This window comes from Kitasatospora sp. NPDC036993 (assembly GCF_055607525.1).
The window spans coordinates 120,049-144,896 of sequence record NZ_JBVJRP010000020.1; the positions used below are offsets into that span (position 1 = coordinate 120,049).

14 protein-coding genes and 1 rRNA gene are annotated in these 24,848 nt (G+C 73.5%); 3 read left to right on the plus strand and 12 right to left on the minus strand.

Features of this window, described 5'->3' with window-relative positions; all coding sequences use genetic code 11:
• Nucleotides 1–24: 24 nt before the first annotated feature.
• Nucleotides 25–1,608 (minus strand): S8 family serine peptidase, encoded by a 1,584-nt coding sequence (locus ACZ7C5_RS32620; RefSeq protein WP_470324060.1) that lies wholly within the window; start codon nucleotides 1,606–1,608, stop codon nucleotides 25–27.
• A 152-nt stretch (nucleotides 1,609–1,760) separates the two neighbouring features.
• On the opposite strand from ACZ7C5_RS32620, the gene ACZ7C5_RS32625 reads away from it, so the two are divergent.
• Nucleotides 1,761–6,497, plus strand: a complete 4,737-nt coding sequence (locus ACZ7C5_RS32625; protein ID WP_470324061.1) for an ATP-dependent helicase — start codon at nucleotides 1,761–1,763, stop codon at nucleotides 6,495–6,497.
• A gap of 97 nt (nucleotides 6,498–6,594) precedes the next feature.
• On the opposite strand, the gene ACZ7C5_RS32630 is transcribed toward ACZ7C5_RS32625, so the two are convergent.
• From ACZ7C5_RS32630 to ACZ7C5_RS32670, 9 genes are all read right to left on the minus strand, one after another.
• Entirely contained in the window at nucleotides 6,595–6,816 is a 222-nt protein-coding gene (locus ACZ7C5_RS32630; protein WP_401092729.1) for a hypothetical protein, read from the minus strand.
• Between the two features lie 133 nt (nucleotides 6,817–6,949).
• A complete protein-coding gene (locus tag ACZ7C5_RS32635) occupies nucleotides 6,950–7,318 on the minus strand; it encodes a helix-turn-helix domain-containing protein (protein WP_030290911.1) in 369 nt (122 codons plus the stop codon).
• Between the two features lie 313 nt (nucleotides 7,319–7,631).
• A complete protein-coding gene (locus tag ACZ7C5_RS32640; protein WP_401092731.1) occupies nucleotides 7,632–8,114 on the minus strand; it encodes a CinA family protein in 483 nt (160 codons plus the stop codon).
• Nucleotides 8,115–8,131: 17 nt separating this feature from the next.
• Nucleotides 8,132–8,770, minus strand: coding sequence for a CDP-diacylglycerol--glycerol-3-phosphate 3-phosphatidyltransferase (gene pgsA / locus ACZ7C5_RS32645; RefSeq protein ID WP_188299750.1), 639 nt, complete (start codon nucleotides 8,768–8,770; stop codon nucleotides 8,132–8,134).
• Nucleotides 8,767–10,272, minus strand: a complete 1,506-nt coding sequence (rimO, locus tag ACZ7C5_RS32650; protein WP_470324062.1) for a 30S ribosomal protein S12 methylthiotransferase RimO — start codon at nucleotides 10,270–10,272, stop codon at nucleotides 8,767–8,769. The genes pgsA and rimO overlap by 4 nt, the downstream gene beginning before the upstream one ends.
• Nucleotides 10,273–10,368: 96 nt before the next feature.
• Nucleotides 10,369–11,235, minus strand: a complete 867-nt coding sequence (locus tag ACZ7C5_RS32655; RefSeq protein WP_401092735.1) for a helix-turn-helix domain-containing protein — start codon at nucleotides 11,233–11,235, stop codon at nucleotides 10,369–10,371.
• A 302-nt stretch (nucleotides 11,236–11,537) separates the two neighbouring features.
• Nucleotides 11,538–14,213, minus strand: coding sequence for a DNA translocase FtsK (locus tag ACZ7C5_RS32660; RefSeq protein ID WP_401092737.1), 2,676 nt, complete (start codon nucleotides 14,211–14,213; stop codon nucleotides 11,538–11,540).
• A 146-nt stretch (nucleotides 14,214–14,359) separates the two neighbouring features.
• Complete coding sequence (locus ACZ7C5_RS32665) at nucleotides 14,360–14,998, minus strand: response regulator (protein WP_401092744.1); 639 nt, start codon at nucleotides 14,996–14,998, stop codon at nucleotides 14,360–14,362.
• Nucleotides 14,999–15,291: 293 nt separating this feature from the next.
• A complete protein-coding gene (locus ACZ7C5_RS32670; RefSeq protein WP_401092746.1) occupies nucleotides 15,292–19,803 on the minus strand; it encodes a HAMP domain-containing protein in 4,512 nt (1,503 codons plus the stop codon).
• A gap of 575 nt (nucleotides 19,804–20,378) precedes the next feature.
• Between ACZ7C5_RS32670 and ACZ7C5_RS32675 the strand changes: the two genes are divergently transcribed.
• Together ACZ7C5_RS32675 and ACZ7C5_RS32680 are read left to right on the plus strand one after the other, a co-directional pair.
• Nucleotides 20,379–22,940, plus strand: coding sequence for a SpoIIE family protein phosphatase (locus tag ACZ7C5_RS32675; RefSeq protein WP_470324063.1), 2,562 nt, complete (start codon nucleotides 20,379–20,381; stop codon nucleotides 22,938–22,940).
• 304 nt (nucleotides 22,941–23,244) lie between these two features.
• Nucleotides 23,245–23,808, plus strand: a complete 564-nt coding sequence (locus ACZ7C5_RS32680; RefSeq protein WP_401092741.1) for a GPR1/FUN34/YaaH family transporter — start codon at nucleotides 23,245–23,247, stop codon at nucleotides 23,806–23,808.
• A 60-nt stretch (nucleotides 23,809–23,868) separates the two neighbouring features.
• Here ACZ7C5_RS32680 and ACZ7C5_RS32685 read toward each other — a convergent pair whose 3' ends face one another.
• Together ACZ7C5_RS32685 and rrf are read right to left on the minus strand one after the other, a co-directional pair.
• Nucleotides 23,869–24,714, minus strand: coding sequence for a phosphatase PAP2 family protein (locus ACZ7C5_RS32685; RefSeq protein WP_470324064.1), 846 nt, complete (start codon nucleotides 24,712–24,714; stop codon nucleotides 23,869–23,871).
• A gap of 59 nt (nucleotides 24,715–24,773) precedes the next feature.
• A 5S ribosomal RNA gene (gene rrf / locus ACZ7C5_RS32690) occupies nucleotides 24,774–24,848 on the minus strand; the annotation flags it as partial.

Sequence of the window (24,848 nt, forward strand, 5' to 3'; positions counted from 1 at the left end):
CCCACGAGCAGGGCAGTCCGAAAATCACCCAGCCCCCGGAGCGGCCACCCCCGGAGCCGACCCCGCCACCCCACCCTCCCGAAAGCCCCCCGACAACCACAGAACCCCCGCCCCGAAGTACTGCCGCTCCCCACACACCCGCGGCCCCGAAGGACACCCCGAAACCGCCGCCCCCGCCAGCACCCCCGCCAGCCCACCCGCCCCCAGCTCAGGATGCGACGCCGCCACCACCGCCACCGCCCCCGTCACGTGCGCGGCCGCCATCGAGGTCCCCGCCAACGCCACGTACTGCCCGCCCGGCCAGTCGGAGACGATCGCCCCCTGCGGCCCACCGTCCGGGTCACCCCCGGGGGCGGCCAGCGAGACCCGCCCGCGCCCGTAGTTGGAGTACCCCGCCGGATGCCCGTCCCGGTTGACCGCCGTCACGGTGACCACCCCGGGCAACTCGCCGGGAAGGCGCACGCACTCGGTGCCCAGGTGCCGGACCCGCGCCGCCCCCGAGGCCCGGTCGTTGGGGCTGCGCTCGTCGGTCCGCGGGGCTCCCAGGTCCTGACCGTCGTTGCCCGCCGAGGCGACCACCACCGCACCCTTGCGCTGGGCGTACCCGGTGGCCCGTCCGACGGCCGCGATCAGCGCGGCCTGGTCCCGGTCGTCCGGGCAGTTGTACTTCCACGGGTCGGCGAAGTAGCTGTTGTTGATCGCCCTGGCCCCGTGGTCGGCGGCCCAGAGCATGCCGCAGACGATGTTCTCGGCGTAGTACTGCCCGAGCGGCCCGAGCAGCCGGACGGCCGCGATCCGCACGCCCGGCGCGACCCCGGCGACACCGTGGCCGTCCCTGGCCGCGCCGACGATCCCGGCGACGTGGGTGCCGTGGCCGCTCTCACCGACCCCGGGGTCCGGCCGCCAGGCACCGGTACGGGCGTCGGGCCGGCCGTCGGCGCAGGAGACGGAGGCCTTCGGGTCCACGGCGGCCCGCAGGTCCGGGTGGGTGTCGTCGACGCCCGAGTCCAGCACCGCGACCAGCACCCTGTGCAGCGCCTCGGCGCTCGGCGCGACCCCGGCGGACACCGTGGATCCGTCTCCCGCCCGCACGCCGGCTCCCCCGACCATGGCCAGGTTCCAGGCACCGTTCTCCCCCGGATCGGCCACCGTCGTGGTCTCCCCGTCCGCCCGATCGCCGCCACCGCCGGCCTCACCGCCCCCACCCCGCCCCGCCCCGGCCGTGAAGTCCCCCGCACCCGCCACCGCCCGCGGCGGCGCGACCACCGGCGCGGTCCTGGTCGCCCCGACGGCGGCGATCCCCGGCCTGGCCCGCACCCGGTCGGCGAACCCCCCGGCCGCGTACACCAGGGCGGCCCCGATCTGCGGGTACTCCTGCACCACCTGCCCGCCCGCCGCCCGGCTCGCGGCCCCGGCCAGGTCCGCGCCGGCGGCGTCCTCGCCCTCGGCCAGCACCAGGTAGCTGAGGTAGGCCCGCCCGGTCCCGGACACGTACGGAACGGCGCCGCCCACCACGAGTGCCGTGAGCAGCATCGCGAGCAGCGCCCGGGCTGGCCCGCGGACCCGGCGGCGCCGGGCGGTCCCGCCCGACGGGTGCGCCTGCGCCATCGCACGGCCTCCGCTCGTCGGTCCGGTGGGTCACGGGTGGATCAAGCTTCCGATTTCTCACCATATGAGCGGATCATCACTCCTGCCCTTTGGCTTGCACCCCCACCCCCGCCGCACCCCCGCTTGTCAGTCCCACCCGGCACCATGGGGGCATGGCGCCCCAGCACCCGACCCAGCCCGCCCCCGACCCCCTGGCCGGCTTCGCCCCGGCCACCCGGGCCTGGTTCGCCGGCGCCTTCTCCGCCCCCACCGCCGCCCAGGCCGAGGCCTGGCAGGCCATCCGGCGGGACACGGACGTCCTGGTGGTCGCCCCCACCGGCTCCGGCAAGACCCTGGCCGCCTTCCTCTCCGCCCTCGACCGTCTCAGCAGCACCCCGCCCCCGGCGGAGACCAAGCGCCGCTGCCGGGTCCTCTACGTCTCACCGCTCAAGGCCCTCGCGGTGGACGTCGAACGGAACCTGCGCGCCCCGCTGACCGGCCTGCGCCAGGCCGCCGTCCGGCTCGGCCTGCCCGAACCCGAGGTGCAGGTCGCGATCCGCTCCGGCGACACCCCGGCCGCCGACCGCCGCCGCTTCGCGACCCACCCGCCGGACATCCTGATCACCACCCCCGAGTCGCTGTTCCTGCTGCTCACCTCCGCCTCCAGGGAGGCGCTCCGCGGCGTGGACACGGTGATCCTGGACGAGGTGCACGCCGTCGCAGGCACCAAGCGCGGCGCCCACCTCGCCCTCAGCCTGGAGCGGCTGGACGAGTTGCTGGACCGCCCGGCCCGGCGGATCGGCCTGTCCGCGACGGTCCGTCCGGTCGAGGAGGTGGCCCGGTTCCTGAGCCCCCGGCGCGGCGCCACCGTGGTCCAGCCCACCGCCGCCAAGGACTTCGACCTCTCGGTGGTGGTCCCGGTCCCCGACCTGGACGATGTGCCCGCCGCCCCGGCCACCGGCGGCGCCGCCGGCAGCGACCCGCAGAAGCAGTCCTCCATCTGGCCGCACGTCGAGGGGCGCATCGTCGACCTGGTCGAGGCGCACCGCTCGACCATCGTCTTCGCCAACTCCCGCCGGCTGGCCGAGCGGCTGTGCAACCGCCTGAACGAGATCGCCCACGAGCGCGCCACCGGCACCGCCGTCCCCGAAGCACACGCCCCGGCCCAGCTGATGGGCGGCTCCGGCGCGGCCAAGGGCGCGCCACCGGTCATCGCCCGGGCCCACCACGGCTCCGTCTCCAAGGAGCAGCGGTCGCTCGTCGAGGAGGAGTTGAAGGCCGGCCGGCTGCCCGCCGTGGTCGCCACCTCCAGCCTGGAGCTGGGCATCGACATGGGCGCCGTCGAGCTGGTCGTCCAGGTCGAGTCCCCGCCCTCGGTCGCCTCCGGCCTGCAACGGGTCGGCCGGGCCGGGCACCAGGTCGGCGCGGTCTCCACCGGCGTCTTCTTCCCCAAGTACCGCGGCGACCTGGTGCAGTCCGCCGTGGTCACCGAGCGGATGCGGGCCGGCCGGATCGAGGCGCTGCGCATCCCGCGCAACCCGCTGGACGTGCTCGCCCAGCAGCTGGTCGCGATGACGGCCCTGGACGAGTGGCCGGTGGACGAGCTGCTCGCCGTGGTCCGCCGCGCCGCACCCTTCGCCACCCTCCCCCAGTCCGCCTTCGACGCCGTGCTCGACATGCTGGCCGGCCGCTACCCCTCGGACGCCTTCGCCGAGTTGCGCCCCCGCGTGGTGTGGGACCGGGTGGCCGGTACGGTGACCGGCCGCCCCGGCGCCCAGCGCCTGGCCGTCACCTCCGGCGGCACCATCCCCGACCGCGGCCTGTTCGGCGTCTTCATCGCCGGTACGGCCCCCGAGGAGGCCGGCGGCCGGCAGGAGGGGCAGCGCGCGGCGCCTCCCAGGAAGGGTGGCGGCGGGCGACGCGTGGGCGAGCTGGACGAGGAGATGGTCTACGAGTCCCGCGTCGGCGACGTCTTCACCCTCGGCACCAGCTCCTGGCGGATCGAGGAGATCACCCACGACAAGGTGCTGGTCACCCCCGCCCCCGGCATCCCCGGCCGGCTCCCGTTCTGGAAGGGCGACAGCCTCGGCCGGCCGCTCGAACTCGGCCGCGCCCTCGGCGCGTTCACCCGCGAGCTGGGCGGCATGCGGCCCGAGGCCGCCACCGAGCGGCTCAGGCAGGCCGGCCTGGACGACTGGGCCGCCGCCAACCTGCTCGACTACCTGGCCGAGCAGCGCACCGCCTGCGGCCACCTCCCGGACGACCGCACCATCGTGGTCGAGCGCTTCCGGGACGAGCTCGGCGACTGGCGGATCGTCATCCACTCCCCCTTCGGCGCCCAGGTGCACGCCCCCTGGGCGCTCGCCCTCGGTGCCCGGCTGCGCGAGAAGCACGGCCTGGACCCGCAGGTCATGCACGCCGACGACGGCATCGTGCTCCGTCTGCCCGACGCCGACCTGCTGGCCCCCGACTTCGACTTCGGCGCCCCCTCCCAGCAGTCGAGCCCGGACGAGGCCCCGGTCGGCGCCGACGCCGCCCTGTTCGACCCCGGCGAGATCGAACAGCTGGTCACCGACCAGGTCGGCGGATCCGCCCTGTTCGCCTCCCGCTTCCGCGAGTGCGCCGGCCGCGCCCTGCTGCTCCCCCGCCGCAGCCCAGGCCGCCGCACCCCGCTGTGGCAGCAGCGCCAGCGGGCCTCCCAACTGCTCGAAGTGGCTTCCGAGTACGGCTCGTTCCCGATCGTCCTGGAAGCCGTCCGAGAGTGCCTCCAGGACGTCTTCGACGTCCCCGGCCTGGTCGAGCTGATGGGCGATCTGGAGTCCCGCGCCGTCCGGCTGGTCGAGGTCACCACCACCGAGCCCTCGCCCTTCGCCCGCTCCCTGCTGTTCGGCTACGTCGCCCAGTTCCTCTACGAGGGCGACTCCCCGCTCGCCGAGCGCCGCGCCGCCGCCCTCTCGCTCGACTCCCGGCTGCTGTCCGAACTCCTCGGCCAGGCCGAGCTGTCCGAGCTGCTCGACCCGCAGGTGCTCGCCGAGCTGGAGGCCGAGCTCCAGCGCCTCACCCCTGAGCGCCGGATCAGGGACGCGGAGGGCGTCGCCGACGCCCTGCGCCTGCTCGGCCCGCTCACCGAAGCCGAGTTGACCCTCCGCGGCGCCGATCCGCTCTGGGACCTGGAGCTGGAGGCCGCCCGCCGGGTGATCCAGGTCCGGATCGCCGGCGAGCGGCGCTGGGCCGCGATCGAGGACGCCGGACGGCTGCGCGACGCACTCGGCACCCCGCTGCCGGTCGGCGTCCCCGAGGCCTTCACCGAGCCGGTCAAGGACCCGCTGGGCGACCTGATCGCCCGCCACGCCCGTACCCACGGCCCGTTCACCGCCGCCGAGGCCGCCGCCCGCTTCGGCCTCGGCACCGCCGTCGTCACCGGCACCCTGCACCGGCTCACCGCGGCCGGCCGCCTGGTCCAGGGCCAGTTCAGGCCCGCCGAGAACCACACCGCCCCGGAGTGGTGCGACGCCGAGGTGCTGCGCCGGCTGCGCCGCCGCTCGCTGGCCGCCCTGCGCCAGGAGGTCGAGCCGGTCCCGCCCCGCGCCCTGGCCGCCTTCCTGCCGCAGTGGCAGCACCTGGCCGGCCACCGGCTGCGCGGCCCGGACGGCCTGCTCCGGGTGGTCGAACAGCTCCAGGGCACCGCCCTGCCCGCCTCCGCGCTGGAGAAGCTGATCCTCCCGGCCCGGCTCGCCGACTACTCCCCCGGCCTGCTGGACGAGCTGACGGCGGCCGGCGAGATCGGCTGGTGCGGGGCCGGCGCACTGCCCGGCAAGGACGGCTGGCTCAGCCTGCACCTCGCCGAGAACGCCCACCTGCTGCGCCCCGAGCCCGTCCCGCCCGCGCTCACCCCGGTGCACAGCGCCCTGCTGCGGGCGCTGGCCGGCGGCTACGGCCTGTTCTTCCGCCAACTCGTCCAGCAGCTCCCGGAGGAGACCGCCGAGCCCGAGGTCGTCGAGGCGCTCTGGGACCTGCTCTGGGCCGGCTACGTCACCAACGACACCCTCGCGCCGCTGCGCGCCCTGCTCGGCTCCGGCCGGACGGCGGGCGCCACCGCCCACCGCGCGCCCCGGTCCACCCCGCGCGGCCGCTACGGCGGCGCCGGACGGGCCTTCGGCCGGGCCGGCGGCACCCTGCGCAGCGGCCCGCCGACGGTGGCCGGGCGCTGGTCGCTGCTGCCCGCCTTCGCCGCCGACCCGACGGTCCGGGCCACCGCCCGGGCCCAGGGCCTGCTCGACCGGCACGGCCTGCTCACCCGGGGCACGGTGGCGGCCGAACGGGTGCCCGGCGGCTTCGCCGGGGTGTACCGGGTGCTCGCCGCGATGGAGGAGCGCGGCCGGGCCCGCCGGGGCTACTTCGTCGAAGGCCTGGGCGGTGCCCAGTTCGCCATGGAGGGCGCGGCCGACCGGCTGCGCTCGGTCAACGGCCGGCTGGAGCGGGCCAGGGCCGCCGAGTGGCCGGCCGCCACGGCCGGTGAGCCGCCGCAGACGCTGGTGCTGGCCGCCGCCGACCCGGCCAACGCCTACGGCGCCGCGCTGCCCTGGCCGGAACCGCCCACCGCCCCCGGCGGCAAGGAGTCCACGGCCCACCGTCCCGGCCGCAAGGCGGGTGCCCTGGTGGTCCTGGTGGACGGCGAGCTGGTGCTGTACGTCGAGCGCGGCGGCAAGTCGCTGCTGGCCTGGCCCGAGGACGAGGCCACCCGGGCGCTGGCCGCCGGGGCGCTCGCGGCCGCCGTCCGCGAGGGCGCGCTCGGCAGCGTCACGGTGGAGCGGGCCAACGGCGTGCCCGCCCTCGGCTCGGACCTCGGCCGGGCCCTGGAGGAGGCCGGCTTCCACGCCACCCCGCGCGGTCTGCGGCTGCGCCCCTGACCGGCGCGGTCCCGGCCGGGGGCACGAGGAGCGAACAGGAACGGGAAGCGCCGGAGGCCGCGGGGTCGTCGACCCCGCGGCCTCCGGCCACGTCGAATCACCCGATCGGCGGCGGCTGCGCCTCCACCGGTCCCGCCGGCTCCGCGTCGCGGCGCCGGGCCGGTCCGGTCGCGTTCCGGTCGGCGTGGACCGGAATGAGACCGAGTCCCCAGCCGCCGGCCGCGAGCAGCCCGAGCGCCGCTCCGTCGGCCAGCTGTCCCCGGATCACCAGGAGCCACCAGGCGGTCCCGGCCACCGAGGCCGCCAGGATCCACCGCACCGGGCGCCGCACCTGAAGGATCAACCGCGCCCGGGCCCGTATTCGGGCCGTCGGGCGCGTCCGTACGTCTGTCCGCACGACCGCCCTCCCTTCGCTCGCCCCGGGCAGGGGCGCCCGGGAGTCGAGGCCGGGATCAGGCGGCGACCACGTCCATCGCGGCGGCCTTGGGCGACATGTTCGCCCGGTCGGCGCCGGGGGCGGGCAGCGGAACCGGTTCGAGTACCGGCCTCAGCAGATCACCTTCGGAGAGGGTGGCCATCGCCGCAAGTTCGGCGAGCGACAGTTCGTCGCTGACCTCGCGCATGACCTCGGACATCCGGACGTCGAGTGCGTCGCAGATGGCGGAGAGCAGCTCCGAGGAGGCCTCCTTCTGTCCCCGCTCGACCTCGGAGAGGTATCCGAGCGAAACCCTCGCGGCCGCCGACACCTCGCGGAGTGTGCGGCCCTGGCGCTGGCGCTGCCGACGCAGTACATCGCCCAGTAGGCGACGGAGCAGGATCATCGGTGCCTCCCTCCTCGGACTGCGGATCGAGATGTCACGACCCCACCGTACCGCCTTGCCCGCTTCGCGTGCGGGGACCCTGGTCGTGTTCACTGTGGGCTGCAAGGCCGTCCCCCTCCTGGTTCCGGTGTCGCACCCGGGTTCGCGGGCCCGTCGTGGTACCCGATGCGGCCCACCCGGCCACCGTCACGCAACTCGTTCGCCACCTGGTTTCTGCCCAACCAGGGTGTTGGATGTAACACGATCCTCCAGCTGTCCCATGCCCGCGCCCCTGATCGGCAGATCCGGTTCGGTGGAGTTCCCGCTGCGGGCCCTATCCTGCGAGCCGGCCGAGAAGCAGCTCCAGCGCGGCTGTCACCGCCCCGTGACGGATTGTGGCACGCCCGCCGGACAGCAGGGGAGAACTGACCAGAGTTCCCCCCGGGCCGGCGACGGCCAGGTGTACGGTGCCCACCGGCTGCCCGTCCTGCGGCTCCGGCCCGGCCACCCCGGTCGTCGCGAGCCCGTACGTGGCCCCGAGCAGGCGGCGCACACCCTCGGCCATCTGCCGCGCCACCACCGGGTGGACCGGCCCGTACACGTCCAGCAGGCCCTCGTCCACCCCGAGTACCGAGGCCTTCAGCTCGGTCGCGTACGCGGTGACCGAACCCCGGAAGGTCGTGGACGCCCCCGGGACGTCCACCAGAGCGGCGGCCAGCAGGCCCCCGGTCAGCGACTCGGCGACGGCAAGCGTGCCGCCCTCGGCCCGCAGCGCGGCGTGCGCCCGCTCGGCCAGCCCGTACTCCCGCTCCGCCACCCGGTTCCCCCCGTCGCTCAGCGGCCCGACTGCGCCGCGGCCTGTCCTTCGCGGCGCAGTCGCAGCGCCTGTCCGATGTAGTCCAGCGCGGTGCCGACGGTCAGCAGCACCGCCAGCGCCATCAGCACGGCCCGCCCGGTGGCCAGCCAGCCGGTCAGCTCCAGTACGTACATGCCGACCGCGGTGCCCTGGGTCAGCGTCTTGAGCTTGCCACCGCGGCTGGCCGGGATGACCCCGTAGCGGATCACCCAGAACCGCATCAGCGTGATGCCCAGCTCGCGGGCCAGGATCACCGCGGTGACCCACCAGGGCAGGTCGCCGAGCAGCGAGAGGCCGATCAGCGCCGCGCCCATGATCGCCTTGTCGGCGATCGGGTCGGCGATCTTCCCGAAGTCGGTGACCAGGCCCTTGCGCCGGGCCAGCTCACCGTCGAACAGGTCGGTGATCATCGCGATCGCGAACGACGCCCAGGCGACCGAGCGCCACTTGGGGTCGTGCCCGCCGTCGGCGAACAGCAGCGCCACGAAGACGGGCACCAGCAGCACCCGGACCATGGTGAGCACGTTGGCGATGTTCCACACCCCCGGGACGGCCGGCACCGTGGCCGCCGGTCTGCCCGGGTGGGCCGCGGCCGTGGCGCCGGGCCCCTTGGTCATTCCCCGGCTCCCGAGGCCTCGGCCCCCGCGGTCCTGGGCAGCCGCACCTGCTCCAGCGCCTCGGCGATCAGGTCGACGCCCTCGCTGGCGACGACCTTGGCCCGCCAGAACTGGCCGACCTCGGGGGCCTCGACCCCGGCGAGGGTGGTCAGGCCGTCGGTCTCCGGGGCCTGGTGGGCGGCGCGGCCCTCGACCACGTCGTCCTCGACCGACTCGATCAGCACCTCGACCTCGGTGCCGATCCGCTGCTCGGCCCGCTGGGCGGTCATCTCCTCGGCCAGCCGGCTCAGCCGGTCCAGCCGGTCGGCGACCACGTCCTCGGCGAGCTTGCCGTCGTAGGTCGCGGCCTCGGTGCCGTCCTCGTCCGAGTAGCCGAAGACGCCGATCGCGTCCAGCCCGGCGTTCGTGACGAAGCGCTCCAGCTCGGCGAAGTCCTCCTCGGTCTCACCGGGGAAGCCGACGATGAAGTTGGACCGGGCGCCGGCCTGCGGGGCCTTGCCGCGGATGGTCCCCAGCAGTTCCAGGAACTGGTCGGTGGAGCCGAAGCGGCGCATCCGGCGCAGCACGGCGGGCGCCGAGTGCTGGAACGACAGATCGAAGTAGGGCACCACGTCGGTGGTCCCGGTCATCGAGTCGATCAGGCCGGGGCGCATCTCGGCCGGCTGGAGGTAGGAGACCCGGACCCGCTCGACGCCCTCGATCCCGGCGACCTCGCCGAGCAGCGTCTCCAGCAGCCGGATGTCGCCGAGGTCCTTGCCGTATGAGGTGTTGTTCTCGCTCACCAGGACGATCTCGCGCACGCCCTGCCCGGCCAGCCACTGGGCCTCGTGCAGCACGTCGGACGGGCGGCGGGAGATGAAGGAGCCGCGGAAGGCCGGGATCGCGCAGAAGGAGCAGCGCCGGTCGCAGCCGGAGGCGAGCTTGACCGAGGCGACCGGGTTGTCGTCCAGCCGCTTGCGCAGGGTGCGCGGCCCGGAGGCCGGGGCGAGGCCCTCGGGCAGGTCGGTGATCGGCTCGGCGGCGGCCTCCGCGCCGTGGCCGGGCAGCGCGACGGCCTCGGCGGCGGTCTGCCGCTCGGCCGGGCTGACCGGCAGCAGCTTGCGGCGGTCGCGCGGGATGTGCGGGGCGTGGTGGCCGCCGGAGAGGATGGTCCGGAGGCGGTCGGAGATGTCCGCGTAGTCGTCGAAGCCGAGCACGCCGTCCGCCTCGGGCAGCGCGTCGGCGAGCTCCTTGCCGTACCGCTCTGCCATGCAGCCGACCGCGACGACGGCCTGGGTGCGGCCGTGCCCCTTGAGGTCGTTGGCCTCCAGCAGGGCGTCCACGGAGTCCTTCTTGGCGGCCTCGACGAAGCCGCAGGTGTTGACGACTGCGACGTCCGCGTCGGCGGCGTCGTCGACGAGCGACCAGCCGTCGGCTTCCAGTCGCCCGGCGAGTTCCTCGGAGTCCACCTCGTTGCGGGCGCATCCGAGCGTGACAAGGGCGACAGTACGGCGTTCAGGCATAGGCCCAAGATTAACGCGCGGGCTCCGGTGCCGTTCGCCCCGGAGGCCGCGCGCCTCGGATCAACTGATCATCACCGGGCCGTCCGGCCCCTGTGGTCAGCCCGCCTGCGGGTCTCCGGGGGTGTACGTGACGTGCACCACCTGGCCGTCCTTGCCGAGGAGGCCCAGGTCCTTCCCGTTGACGTACGCGTGCACGGCCCCGCCGTTGCCCAGCACCAGCTTGATCTGCCTGGGGTCGGTGAAGGTCTGGTCCTGGCCGTCGCCGATGTTGTTCTGGAACAGCGACTTGCCGTTGCCGTCCATCGCCGAGACCCAGCTGGTGCCGCCCTCGGCGACCAGCTTCACGGTGACCTTGTCGGCCGGGACGGCGGCGATCGCGGCCGCGCTCGGCGCGGGCGCCGGCGGCTGGACGGCGGGCGTGGTGGCGGGGGCCACCGAGCCGGTCCCCGAGCCGCTGGGCAGCGGCGCGCTGGCCGATCCCGTGGTGCCGTGCCCGCCCTTGCCGCTGACCAGGTTGAAGCCGATCAGGGCGACCACGGCGACGATCGCGGCGACCATGGCGGCCGCCCAGTTCGGCCGGCTGCGGCCGGGCACCTTGATCGGGCCGCTGTCGATCAGCTGGCTCGCCGGGCGCTTCGCGGCCGGCGAGCCGCCGTGCGCGGCGTCGTACCGGGCGACCAGCGCCTCGCCGTCCAGGCCCACCACCCGGGCGATCAGACGGATGTGCCCGCGGGCGTAGAAGTCGCCGCCGCAGCGGGCCCAGTCGTCCTGCTCGATGGCGTGGACGATCGGCACCCGCACCCGGGTGGCGGTACTCACCTGGTCCACCGTGAGCCCCGAGTCGATCCGGGCGGTGGACAGCACCCGGCCGATGCTCGGGGCATCGGCCGCCTGCACCACGTCGTCGGTCGGCTCGACGGACGACGGGGCGTTCTCGCGGTCGGAGGACTTGCCGATGGTCACGGGGCACGCCTTTCGAGCGGATGGCCACCTGCTGGGGAACAGTCTAGGGGCGGGGGCGGATCGTTTCTCAAGCGGAACGGGCCCGAATGCGCGCGCCCGATCCGACCGGGGTCCGGCACCGCGCTGACGAGCCGTCGGCGCAGCCGCGCGGGGAGCCCGGAGTTCGCTTTCCGCCGTGTGACGCGGCGTACGGACGTTCGGTTCCCCACCCGGCGCCTACCCTCCTCCGAACGAGTGATACCTCGCTCAGGACACGGGCCGGGCCCCGCGGTGCACCGGACGGCCCCGCGGGACACCGCCCCTCAGCCCCGCAGGGTCACCAGCACCCCGTCCAGCTCGTCCGGCTTCACCAGGACGTCGCGGGCCTTGGAGCCCTCGCTCGGGCCGACGATCCCGCGTGACTCCATCAGGTCCATCAGCCGGCCCGCCTTGGCGAAGCCGACCCTGAGCTTGCGCTGGAGCATCGAGGTCGAGCCGAACTGTGTGGAGACCACCAGCTCGGCCGCCTGGATCAGCAGGTCCAGGTCGTCGCCGATCTCCTCGTCGATCTCTTTCTTCGGCCCGGCCCCGGCCATCACGTCGTCCCGGTAGACGGCGCTCAGCTGGTCCTTGCAGTGCTGCACCACCCTGGCGATCTCCGCCTCGGTGACGAACGCGCCCTGCATGCGGATCGGCTTGCTGGCGCCCATCGGCAGGAAGAGCGCGTCGCCCTTGCCGATCAGCTTCTCCGCGCCCGGCTGGTCCAGGATGACCCGGGAGTCGGCCATCGCGGAGGTCGCGAAGGCCAGCCGGGACGGCACGTTGGCCTTGATCAGACCGGTGACCACGTCCACCGAGGGCCGCTGGGTGGCGAGCACCAGGTGGATGCCGGCCGCACGGGCCAGCTGGGTGATCCGGACCACCGAGTCCTCGACGTCGCGCGGCGCGACCATCATCAGGTCGGCCAGCTCGTCGACGATCACCAGCAGGTACGGGTAGGGCTTCAGCTCGCGCTCGCTGCCGAGCGGCGGGGTGACCTTGCCGGCCCGCACGGCCGCGTTGAAGTCGTCCACGTGCCGGAAGCCGAACGCCGCGAGGTCGTCGTAGCGCATGTCCATCTCGCGCACCACCCACTGGAGGGCCTCGGCGGCCTTCTTGGGGTTGGTGATGATCGGCGTGATCAGGTGCGGGATGCCCTCGTACGCGGTCAGCTCGACCCGCTTGGGGTCGACCAGCACCATCCGCACCTCGTCCGGGGTGGCCCGGGCGAGGATCGAGGTGATCAGGCAGTTGATGCAGGACGACTTGCCCGCACCGGTCGCACCGGCCACCAGGATGTGCGGCATCTTGGCGAGGTTGGCCATCACGGTGTGGCCCTCGACGTCCTTGCCCATGCCGACGACCATCGGGTGCGTGTCCTCGGCGGCCGTGCGCGAGCGCAGCAGGTCGCCGAGGTTGACCATCTCGCGGTCCCGGTTGGGGATCTCGATGCCGACCGCGGACTTGCCCGGGATCGGGCTGATGATCCGCACGTCCGGGCTGGCCACCGCGTACGCGATGTTCTTGGCGAGCGCGGTGATCCGCTCCACCTTGACGGCCGGGCCCAGCTCGACCTCGTAGCGGGTGACCGTCGGGCCCCGGGTGAAGCCGGTGACCCTGGCGTCCACCTTGAACTCGGCGAAGGTGCCGGTGAGCTGGGCGACCACCTCGTCGTTGAGGGCGCTGCGGGCCTTGGCCGGGCCGCCACGGTCCAGCAGGTCGGGCGAGGGCAGCGTGTAGGTGATGCCCTCGCCGAGCTGGAGCTGCTCCATCCGCACCGGCGCCTCGCCGTGCGCCTCGGGAGCGCCGGGGCCGCCGCTGCGGGCGGCCGGGACGGCGGGCTCCTCCGGCGGGGCGGTGCGGTCCTGCACCTGGTGCATCATGTCCGCCACCGCGGAGGAGGCGGGCACCCCGTAGACCAGCGCGCCGTCCAGGTCGGCGGCCGCGCCGGCGGCCAGGTCGCGGGTGGCGTACGGGTCCAGCGGCTCCTTGTCCAGGGAGATCCGCTCGGCGTCCTCCGGGTCCTCGGCCGGCTTGCGCCGGCGGCGGCGCCGGCGGGCGGCCACCTCGTCCCCCGGGTCCTCACCGTCGGTGTCCACGGTGAACGGCAGCGCGTCGGGGTCGGCGTCCTCCGGCGGATCGGTGGACAGCTCGTGCTCCGGCGTGCGCCCCCAGCGCTGCTCGTCCTCGGGCCCGGGCTCGACCACGCCGAGCCGTATGCCGAGCGCCCGGATCCGCTCCGGGATGCGGTTGACCGGGGTCGCGGTGACCACCAGCAGGCCGAAGAAGGCCAGCAGCAGGAGCAGCGGCACGGCGAGCGCGGGCCCGGCGGCGGCCATCATCGGGGTGGACGCGGCCCAGCCGATGATCCCGCCGGCCGCCCTTATCCGGGAGGCGCCGCCGCCCATCATGGGCGCGCCGCAGCCGATGTGGACCAGGCCGAGGACGCCGACCAGCAGCGCGCCCAGCCCGATCATGATCCGGCCGTTGGCCTCCGGCAGCCCCGGGTGGCGCCAGAGCCGGATCGCCATCGCGGCCAGCAGGAACGGCACCAGTACGTCGAGCCGGCCGAACAGCCCGGACACCACGGCGGTGGCCCCCTCGCCCAGCCAGCCCTGCGGGCTGAACCAGGTGCCGGCCGCGGTCACCAGCGCGAGCGCGAACAGCAGCAGGCCCAGGCCGTCCTTGCGGTGGGCCGGGTCGAGGTTCTTGGCCCCGTCGCCGAAGCCCCGGAAGAGCGCGGCGATCGGGCTCGCGAGGGCGTTGAGCGTGCCCATCAGCAGCGACCTGGACGGTTTGGGCGGGGGTGCGGCCGGCTTCGCCGCCGTCCTCTTCGCGGGAGCCGCCTTCTTCGCCGCCGCCTTCTTCACGGGCGGCTTGCCCGGGGCCTTCGCCGCGGCCTTCTTGGACGGTCCCGGAGTCGGCTTACGTGCTGCGTTCCCGGGCGTGCGAGTGGCCATGGGTCAGCAGCCTACCGGGGCGGGCGACCACTGCACATGTGCCCGAGCCCGGGCGACCTGACGTGTCGCAGACACACCGTCACGCTGACCGGGTTTCACCCGGTCGTGTTACCGGGCCACCCGGACGGGTGAACGGTGGCGGGGGGTCAGGAGCTGCCGGGGCGCATCGCGTCCAGCGCCCGGCGCAGCCCGGCGAGCTTGCGCTCCAGGTGCGCCGCGGTGGCGGCCACCCCGGCGTCCTCGGCCCCGTCCAGCTGCTTGCCGAGCGCCTCCGCCTGCTCCTCGACCGCCGCCAGCCGCGCGGACAGCTCGCCCAGCAGCGCCCCGCCGAGGTCCTGCTCGCCGCCGCCCTCCTCCAGTCGCAGCCGCAACAGCGCGGCCTGCTCCTTCAGCTGGCAGTTCTTCGCGTACAGGTCGACGAAGACGGAGACCTTGGCGCGCAGCACCCACGGGTCGAAGGGCTTGGAGATGTAGTCCACCGCACCGGCCGCGTAGCCGCGGAAGGTGTGGTGCGGACCGTGGTTGATCGCGGTCAGGAAGATGATCGGGATGTCCCTGGTGCGCTCACGGCGCTTGATGTGGGCGGCGGTCTCGAAGCCGTCCATCCCCGGCATCTGGACGTCCAGCAGGATCACCGCGAAGTCGTCGGTGAGCAGCGCCTTGAGCGCCTCCTCGCCGGAGGCCGCGCGCACCAGCGTCTGGTCCAGCGCGGAGAGGATCGCCTCCAGCGCCAACAGGTTCTCCGGTCGGTCGTCGACCAGGAGGATCTTGGCCTTCTGCATCAGGGCTCGCCCTCCTGTCGCCTGCCTGCCGCCCGGTGCAGGCACCCGCGTACTGCCCACCGCTACCCCGGTCATGCTAGCCGCACCCCCTCGTCCGGCACATCGCTCCGTCGTGACCCGATCCGGAGCGGCGCGCAGCCAGTGCTCCGGCGCGCGCTCACCAGCGCGTCGCCATCCGGTCACTGTTCGCAACGATCGGTGACCCTACCCGGTTCCCGGGCCCGACCGCCAGCAAACCGGCCGACCGGGAGGCGTGAACGGGGGAGCCCGATCCGGAGTTCACGCCTCCCCCGCGGTCACGCGCGGTCCGCGCTCAGCCACTCGTGCATCACGGACAGCAGGTGGTCGGTCTCCACCGGCTTGGTGATGTGGTCGGTGGCGCCCGCCTCCAGCGACTTCTCCCGGTCGCCCTTCATCGCCTTGGCGGTCAGCGCGATGATCGGCAGGCCGGCGAACTGGGGCATCCGACGGATCGCCTCCGTGGTCGCGTAGCCGTCCATCTCCGGCATCATGATGTCCATCAGGACCAGCGCCACGCTCTCGTGCTGCTCCAGCATCTCGATGCCCTCCCGGCCGTTCTCGGCGTACAGGACGGTCAGGCCGTGCTGCTCCAGCACGCTGGTGAGGGCGAACACGTTGCGGACGTCGTCGTCCACGATCAGCACCTGCTGGCCGTCGAAGCGCCGGGCGTCGCCGGCCGGGCGGGGCTGCGCCGGCTCCACCGCCCGCGGCCCCGCGGCGCTCTCCAGGGCGGCACTGCGCCGGCGCTCCACCGCGCCGCGGCGGCGCTCCTCGGCCATCTCCCTGACCTCCTGGGCCCAGTGGTCGGCCGGGTTCTCGCCGACCGGCACCGGCAGGCCCAGCGGGGTCACGCCGACCGAGGCGCGCGGCCCCGCGAGGCTCGGGGAGGGTGCCAGCCGCAGCTCGCCGAAGACCTCAGGGGCCTCGGAGCGCAGCGGCAGGTAGAGCGTGAAGGTGGAGCCCTTGCCCAGCTCGCTCTCGGCGTGGATCTCGCCGCCGAGCAGCCGGGCGATCTCGCGGCTGATGGACAGCCCGAGGCCGGTGCCGCCGTACTTGCGGCTGGTGGTGCCGTCGGCCTGCTTGAACGCCTCGAAGATCTCCCGCAGCTTGTTGTCGGGGATGCCGATGCCGGTGTCGGAGACCGAGAAGGCGATCAGCTCGTCGTCCGGGCCCTGGATCGAGCCGGACTCCAGCAGCCGCTCGCGCACGTGCTGCGGGACCTCGGCGCCGGCCCGCCGGATCGAGAAGTCGACGGCTCCGGAGTCGGTGAACTTCACCGCGTTGGAGATCAGGTTGCGCAGCACCTGCTGGAGCCGCTGCTCGTCGGTGTGCAGGGTGACCGGCAGGGCGGGCGAGACCCGGACGGCGAAGTCCAGGTTCTTGTCCAGCGCGACCGGCTGGAAGGTGGCCTCCACGTAGTCGACCAGCTGGACCAGGGCGATCCGGGCCGGGCGGACGTCCATCTTGCCGGCCTCGACCTTGGACAGGTCGAGGATGTCGTTGATCAGCTGGAGCAGGTCGGAGCCCGCGCCGTGGATGGTGTCGGCGAACTCGACCTGCTTGGGCGAGAGGTTGCCCTCGTTGTTGTCGGAGAGCAGCTTGGCCAGGATCAGCAGCGAGTTGAGCGGGGTGCGCAGCTCGTGCGACATGTTGGCGAGGAACTCGCTCTTGTACCTGGAGGCCAGGGCGAGCTGCTCGGCGCGCTCCTCCAGGACCTGCCGGGCCTCCTCGATCTCGCTGTTCTTGATCTCGATGTCGCGGTTCTGCTGGGCGAGTTGCTCGGCCTTCTCCTGCAACTCCTCGTTGGTGCGCTCCAGTTCCTCCTGGCGCGCCTCCAACTCGGCGGACCGCATCGAGAGTTCGGCGGTCAGCCGCTGGGATTCCAGCAGCAGGCCCTCGGTCTTGGTGTTGACGCTGATGGTGTTGACCGTGACACCGATCAGGTCGGCGATCTGGTTAAGGAAGTCCAGCGCGACGGTGGTGAAGGAGCTGAAGGTGGCCAGCTCGATCACGCCCAGCATCCGTCCCTCGAACAGCACCGGCAGCACCACGATGTGGGCCGGGGAGGCCTCGCCGAGCCCGGAGGCGATCTTCAGGTACCCGGGCGGCGCCTCCTTGAGGATGATCGCCCGCTTCTCCACCGCGGCCTGGCCGATCAGCGACTCGCCGGGGCGGAAGGTGGTCGGCATCGCCCGCCGCTGGTAGCCGTAGCTGCCGATCAGGCGCAGCACGGTGTCGTTCTCGTCGTCGTCCTCGGTGATCAGCTCTGCGGTGCGGCCGGCCGGCTGGGCGAGGAAGAAGGCGCCGTGCTGGGCGGAGACCACCGGGGTCAGCTCGGTCATGATCAGCGAGGCGACCGCCTCCAGGTCCCGGCGGCCCTGGAGCAGGCCGGAGATCCGGGCCAGGTTGGTCTTGAGCCAGTCCTGCTCCTGGTTGGTGCGGGTGGTCTCGCGCAGGTTGGCGATCATCTGGTTGATGTTGTCCTTGAGCTCGTCGAGCTCGCCCGCGGCGTCCACGTCGATCCGCAGGCTCAGGTCGCCCCTGGTGACCGCGGTGGCGACCTGGGCGATCGCGCGCACCTGCCGGGTCAGGTTGTTGGCCAGCTCGTTCACCGACTCGGTGAGGTCCTGCCAGGTGCCGTCCACCCCGGGCACCCTGGCCTGGCCGCCGAGCCGCCCGTCGGTGCCCACCTCGCGGGCGACCCGGGTGACCTCGTCGGCGAACGCGGAGAGCTGGTCGACCATGGTGTTGATGTTGGTCTTGAGCTGGAGGATCTCGCCGCGCGCGTCGACGTCGATCTTCTGCGAGAGGTCGCCGCGGGCGACCGCGGTGATCACCAGCGCGATGTTCCGCACCTGGCCGGTGAGGTTGTTGGCCATCTGGTTGACGTTGTCGGTCAGGTCCTTCCAGATGCCGGCCACGCCCGGCACGCTCGCCTGACCGCCCAGGGTGCCGTCGGTGCCCACCTCGCGGGCCACCCGGGTGACCTCCACCGCGAACGAGGACAGCTGGTCGACCATGGTGTTCAGGGTCGCGGCGAGCGCCGCCACCTCGCCCTGCGCGTCGATGGAGATCTTCTTGGAGAGGTCGCCGCGGGCCACCGCACCGGCCACCTCCGCGATGTTCCGCACCTGTCCGGTCAGGTTCGACGCCATGAAGTTGACGTTGTCGGTCAGGTCCTTCCAGATGCCCGACACCCCGCGCACCCTGGCCTGGCCGCCCAGGATGCCCTCGGTACCCACCTCGCGGGCGACCCGGGTCACCTCGTCGGCGAACGCCGACAGCTGGTCGACCATGGTGTTGACGGTCGTCACCAGCTCCAGGATCTCGCCCCTGGCGTCGACGGTGATCTTCTTGGAGACGTCGCCGCGCGCCACCGCCGTGGTCACCTCGGCGATGTTGCGGACCTGACTGGTCAGGTTGTTGGCCATCAGGTTGACGGAGTTGGTCAGGTCCTTCCAGATGCCGGCCACGCCGGGCACGCTGGCCTGGCCGCCGAGGATGCCCTCGGTGCCGACGTCCCGGGCGACCCTGGTGACCTCGTCCGCGAAGGCGCCCAGCTGGTCCACCATCGTGTTGATGGTGTTCTTCAGCTCCAGGATCTCCCCGCGCGCGTCCACCTGGATCTTCTGCGACAGGTCGCCCTTGGCGACCGCGGTCGTCACCTGGGCGATGTTTCGTACCTGATCGGTGAGGTTGTTCGCCATGAAGTTGACGTTGTCGGTCAGGTCCCGCCACACCCCGGCCGCCCAGGGCACCTGCGCCTGCCCGCCGAGCCGTCCCTCGGTGCCCACCTGACGGGCCACTCTGGTCACCTGTTCGGCGAAGCCGGAGAGCTGGTCGACCATCGTGTTGATGGTGTTCTTCAGCTCCAGCATCTCGCCGCGCGCGTCCACCTCGATCTTCTGCGAGAGGTCCCCGCGGGCCACCGCCGTGGTCACCTGGGCGATGTTGCGGACCTGGCCGGTCAGGTTGTCGGCCATGAAGTTCACCGAGTCGGTCAGGTCCCGCCAGACCCCGGCCACGCCCGGCACCTGGGCCTGACCGCCGAGCCGGCCCTCCGTCCCCACGTCCCTGGCCACCGTGGTGACCTGGGCGGCGAAGCCGTTCAGCTGGTCCACCATCGTGTTGACGGTGTTCTTCAGCTCCAGCATCTCGCCGGCCACCTCGACGGTGACCTTGCGGGACAGGTCGCCCTTGGCCACCGCCGTGGTCACCTGGGCGATGTTGCGGACCTGGGCGGTCAGCCGGCCCGCCATGGTGTTGACCGAGTCCGCCAGGTCCTTCCAGCTGCCGGACACGCTGCGGACCTTGGCCTGGCCGCCGAGCTTGCCCTCGGTGCCGACCTCGCGGGCCACCCGGGTCACCTCGTCGGTGAACTCGGAGAGCTGGTCCACCAGCCCGTTGACGGTCCGGCCGATCTTCAGGTACTCGCCGCGCAGCGGGTGGCTCACGCCGTTGCTGTGCAGCGAGCGCAGCTCCATCTTCTGGTCCAGGTCGCCCTCGGCGATCGAGGTGAGCACCCGGCCCACCTCGGACATCGGGCGCGCCAGGTCGTCGATCAGCGCGTTGCAGTTGTCGACCGCCGCCATCCAGGCGCCTTCGCCCGCGCCGGTCTCCAGCCGCTCGTTCAGCCGGCCCTCGCGGCCCACCGCCCGCCGCACCCGCGCCAGTTCACCGGTCAGGTGCTGGTTGCGCTCGGCGACCTCGTTGAACACCGCGGCGATCTCCGCCAGCGGCCCGTCCCCCGGGACGGTGAGCCGACGGCGGAAGTTGCCGTCGCGCATCGCGGTCAGCGCGGACAGCAGCTTGCGCAGTTCGGCGGGCTCCGCACCACGGTTGTGGCTCGGAGCCCGCCGACCGGCCGCGTTCCGCGGCACGGCCCCGGGGCGCCCGCCGCGCGGGACGGGCGGCGTCGTTCCGGTTACGTCCTTGGTGGCCGAACTCAACGGACCCCTCCCACATCGTGAACTGTCCGGTTGACCGTCCGTGCCGGTGCGGCACGCACCCGGGCACCGGCCCGGCTGGGCTGCGTGCCGGCGGCCCAGCGCGCACCGGCACCCACACGACCGTACTGCTCCCACCGGCCGTCGCGGACCCCCCAGTCTGACAGCACCGGCGCCGGGTGCACGGCCGGTTGCGCTCGGTTCGTACCGCACCGTCCGAAACAGGTGGGCAGAATCACCCTCTGGTGCCAGTTTCGACTCCCCGTCCCCACGGGGAACCAAGCGGAAAGTAGGGTGGAGCGCTGCACCGGGCCACGACCCGACCCAGCGCCGCCGCTCACCCCGACGGCGCGCACGGGGATTCGGCGCCGCACCCCGGACAGCCAGGGCCAGAGCAGCAGAGGAGAAGTGGCAACGTGGTCACCGCACGCGCAGCCGCCACCTTCGCCCCCGACGGCCGGTCCGCGGCCGCCGCCCGGGGCTTCGTCCGGGAGGCGCTGCTCGGCTGGGGCCTGCCCGAGGTCGTCGACGACGCGGTCGTGCTGGTCAGCGAGCTCGTCACCAACGCCGTCGTGCACGCCGGCACCGCCGCGGAGGTCTGCTGCCTGCGCGAGGAGGAGACCGTCCGGATCGAGGTCACCGACCACCATCCCGAGCGTGGCCTGCCCTCCCTCGGCGACGGTCCGGTCACCGCCTCCGACCGCTACGCCGACCCCGACGGCGAGGGCGGCCGCGGTCTGCTGATGTGCTCCGCCCTCGCCGAGCGGTGGGGCGTCGAGTACGCGGCCGGCCGCAAGACCGTCTGGTTCCGCCTCCAGCTGCCCGCACACGTGCTCGGCACCCGCTACGCCGTTCCCGCCACTCCCGGCAGCGACCTGCCCAGCGGCCCCGGCCCGGTGCACGTCGCGGTCGTCCAGCTCGACGAGGACGGCCGGGTGCTTGCCTGGAACCCGGACGCCGAGGCGCTCTTCCAGTACCCCGCCGCCACCGTCCTCGGCCGCCCCTGGGCCGACCTCGCGGTCTGGCCGCAGTCCCCCGTCCGCGGCCTCGGCCTGACCGACACGCTGCGGATGGCCCGCTGGGAGGGCGGCTACGGCATCCGCCGCCAGGACGGCCAGGAGGTCGAGGTGTACGGCGTCCAGGTCCGGCTGCGCGACACCGAGGGCGTCCCGTCGACCCTCTGTCTGCTCGTCCTCGAACCCGACCGCGCGGTGCTGCGCTCCCCCGCCCGCACCCTGCCCGGCGAACGCCCCGACCCGGCCGGCCCCCGGCTCGACCTGCTGTCCGGCCCGGTCGCGACCGACGACCTGGACACGCTGCTCCAGCGCACCGTCGAACGCGCCCGCGACCTGCTCGACGGCGACGCCGCGTACCTGCTGCTCACCACCGACGACGAGGCCGAGTTCGAGGTCCGCGCCGCCACCGGCCTCACCGCGGGACACCGCCGGCACGCCCGCTTCCCGGTCGAGACCGGCAACCGCTACGACTCCGCCCGACTGCCCTCCGTCCACGAGGACCTCGCCGCCCGGCCCACCGGCATGCCCCTGCTCTCCGACAGCGGCATGCGCTCCCTGGTCACCGTCCCACTCAAGGTCGAGGGCCGGCTGATCGGCTCGCTCGGGATCGCCGCCACCGGGCCCGGCCGCTACGACAACGAGGACGCGCTGCGCCTCCAGTTCGCCGCCGACCGGGTCGCCCTCGCCGTCGAGAGCACCCGGCTGACCGAGCTCGAACAGCTGCGCCGCGGCTCCCTCTCCTTCCTGGTCGAGGCCTCCGACCTGCTGGCCGGCACCCTCGAACACGAGCAGACGCTCGCGCTGATGGCCCAGATGGCCGTCCCCACCCTGGCCTCCTGGTGCGCCGTCTACACCACCGCCGACCACACCTCACCGGCCCGGCTCGCCTTCGTCCTGCACGAGGACGAGGACCGCATCGACCCGTTGCGCGACCTGCTCGACAAGACCCCGGCGCCGGAGGCCGGCCCCACCCACGGCGTCCGGTTCTGGACCGCGCCCGTCGAGACCGCCGAGGCCGGCGGCCTCACCGACGGCCCCGGACTGGCCGGGCTGCTCGGCGAGACCGTCGTCCTCGCGCTGACCGCCCGCAACCGCGTGATCGGCCTGCTGGTGCTCGGCGTCGCGGCCGGCGTCCGGTTCCGCCAGGAGATCCTGGAGCTCGCCGAGGACCTCTCCCGGCGGGCCGCCCTCGCCCTGGACAACTCCCGCCTCTACTCCGAGCGCACCGCCACCAGCCAGGCCCTCCAGCGCAGCCTGCTCCCGCCGGACCTGCCGGAGATCCCCGGCGTCGAGGTGGACGTCTACTACCAGGCGGCCGGCGAGGGCAACGAGGTCGGCGGCGACTTCTACGACCTGTTCACCATCCGCGAGGGCACCTACGGCTTCGCCATCGGTGACGTCTGCGGCACCGGCCCCGAGGCCGCCTCGGTCACCGGCCTGGCCCGGCACTCGCTGCGGCTGCTCGCCCGCGAGGGCCTGGACGCCCCGCAGGTGCTGCGCAGGCTCAACGCGGCCATCCTGGACGAGGGTTCGCGCAGCCGCTTCCTCACCCTGCTCTACGGCGAGCTGACGCCCCGCCCGGACGGCAGCACCGAACTCTCCCTGGTCTGCGCCGGCCACCCGCTGCCGCTGCGGCTGCGCACCGACGGCCAGGTGGACCGTGCCGCCACCCCGCAGCCGCTGCTCGGCGTGATGGACGACCTCGACCTCACCGCCGAGCACCTGGTGCTCGCCCCGGGCGAAGTCCTGCTCTGCGTCACCGACGGGGTCACCGAACGCCGCGAGGGCCGACGGATGCTGGGCGACGACGGCCTCGCCGAGGTGCTCACCGGCTGCACCGGCCTGACCGCCGGAGCGGTCGCGGCGAGGGTGCAGCGCGCGGTCGAGCGCTTCGCCCCGGAACCGCCCTCGGACGACATGGCGATCCTGACCCTGCGGGTGCCCACCCAGCGCCGGGCCTGAGCGCCGGGCCTGAATGCCGGGCCTGAATGCTCCGCGGCCGACGGGCCACTCGCGCAGTCACATAGTCACAAATTGTTATATTCACAAGGGTACAAGCGAGCGGTGCCCGGGTAGACCGATCCCACCGGGGAATCCCTCCGGCGGGGACGTGACCAGCGGCTCTCCGCTGGCCATCACTTCCGACCGCCGCCCGCGCACGCTCACCGCCGTGCGCCTTCGGCGCGGTCGCGCGCATCCACACCCACCGACACCACACCACAGCGTCACTGCGCCCTGCGCGCGCCCAGAGTGAAAGGAGCCTCCGGTGAGCAACGACGCTACCGGGGCAACGAACGCCCGCTCCACCGGAGCCGACGCGGGTAACCTCGGCTACCTCGCACTCGGCCTCACACTTCTCGCCTACGGCCTGCTCTCCACCGGCGTCCTGCACGGCACCGGAGTCGGCAGCGCGGCCCCCCTCGCCCACCTGCTCGGCGGCGTCACCCTCTTCGTCGCGGGCCTCTGGCAGCTCCGCGGCGGCGAGGGCTTCACCGGAACCGCCTTCACCAGCCTCGGCGCCTTCTGGGCCACCTGGTCGGCGGCCGGCGGGGCCGGAAAGAACGCCGCCGGACTCTTCCTGCTGCTGTGGGCCCTGCTCGCCCTCACCCTCACGGCGGCCGGCTGGGGCGCGGGCCTGCTCAGCCGTGCCGTCTACGGTCTGCTGACGGTCTCCCTGGTGCTCTCCGCCATCGCCACCTTCGGAGGCTACGGCGGCCTGGCCAAGGTCGGCGGCTGGGTCGCGGCCCTCTCCGGGCTCGCCGCCTGGTACTGGGCCACCTCCGCACTGAGCAACGGCGCCTGGGGGAAGATCGCCCTGCCGGTGAAGTGACCGGCCCGGATCCGGCGTGACCGCGGTTCGACCGCGGCCGGCCCTCGCTTGAGTCCTGGTTCAGCCGACCTGTTCCAGCCGCTCCTCGGCGGTGCGGCGGGGCCCGGCCTCCGCCTCGGCGGAGGCCCGGCCCCTTCGGCGTGCCGCGAGGGCCTGGACGGCGTAGGCGAGGAGCAGGATCACCACGGCCACGATGCCGTCCGACCAGAAGTGGTTGGCCGTCACCACCACCACGGCCACCGTCAGCACCGGATGCAGCACCATCACCCAACGGAGCGAACTGCGCGACACCCGGATCACCGCGACCGCCGCCAGCACGCACCAGGCGACGTGCACCGAGGGCATCGCCGACAGCTGGTCGGCCACCACGACACCGCCGACCGCACCGCCGTACACCGACTGCCCGTACTGCGCCGCCACGTCGACGAACCCGTTCTGCGGCAGCATCCGCGGCGGGGCGACCGGGATGAACTGCACCACCAGGCAGACCGCGGTCGTGATCACCACCGTGTTGCGCACCCACGCGTAGCGCTCGCGGTGCCGCAGGAACACCCAGAGCAGCACGCCCAGCATGACGGTGAAGTGCATGGCCGCGTAGTAGTAGTTCGCCAGCCTCACCAGCACCGGGTATGGCGTGACCGCCTTCTGCCAGGAGGCCTCGTCCGGTAGTCCGATCACCTGCTCGGTGTGGTGGATCCAGCTCGCCCGGTCCAGGGCATGGTCCGTGCTCATCACCGAGAGGTGCCCGACCAGCTGCCAGAGCGCGAACAGCGCCAGCAGCGTGCCGGCCTCCCGCAGCAGCGCGGACAGAGCAGGCCTCCGGCCCTTCGCCACGGCGTAGGCGCCCGCATGGAGACCGATCGCGGCGACGCCGGCGGACTGCCAGGTCAGGGTCAGGTTCTGCATTGGCAGAGGGTAACGCAAAAAGCCCCTTCCCAGATGGGAAGGGGCTTTTCGGAAGAATTGTTCGGCGGCGTCCTACTCTCCCACAGGGTCCCCCCTGCAGTACCATCGGCGCTGTAAGGCTTAGCTTCCGGGTT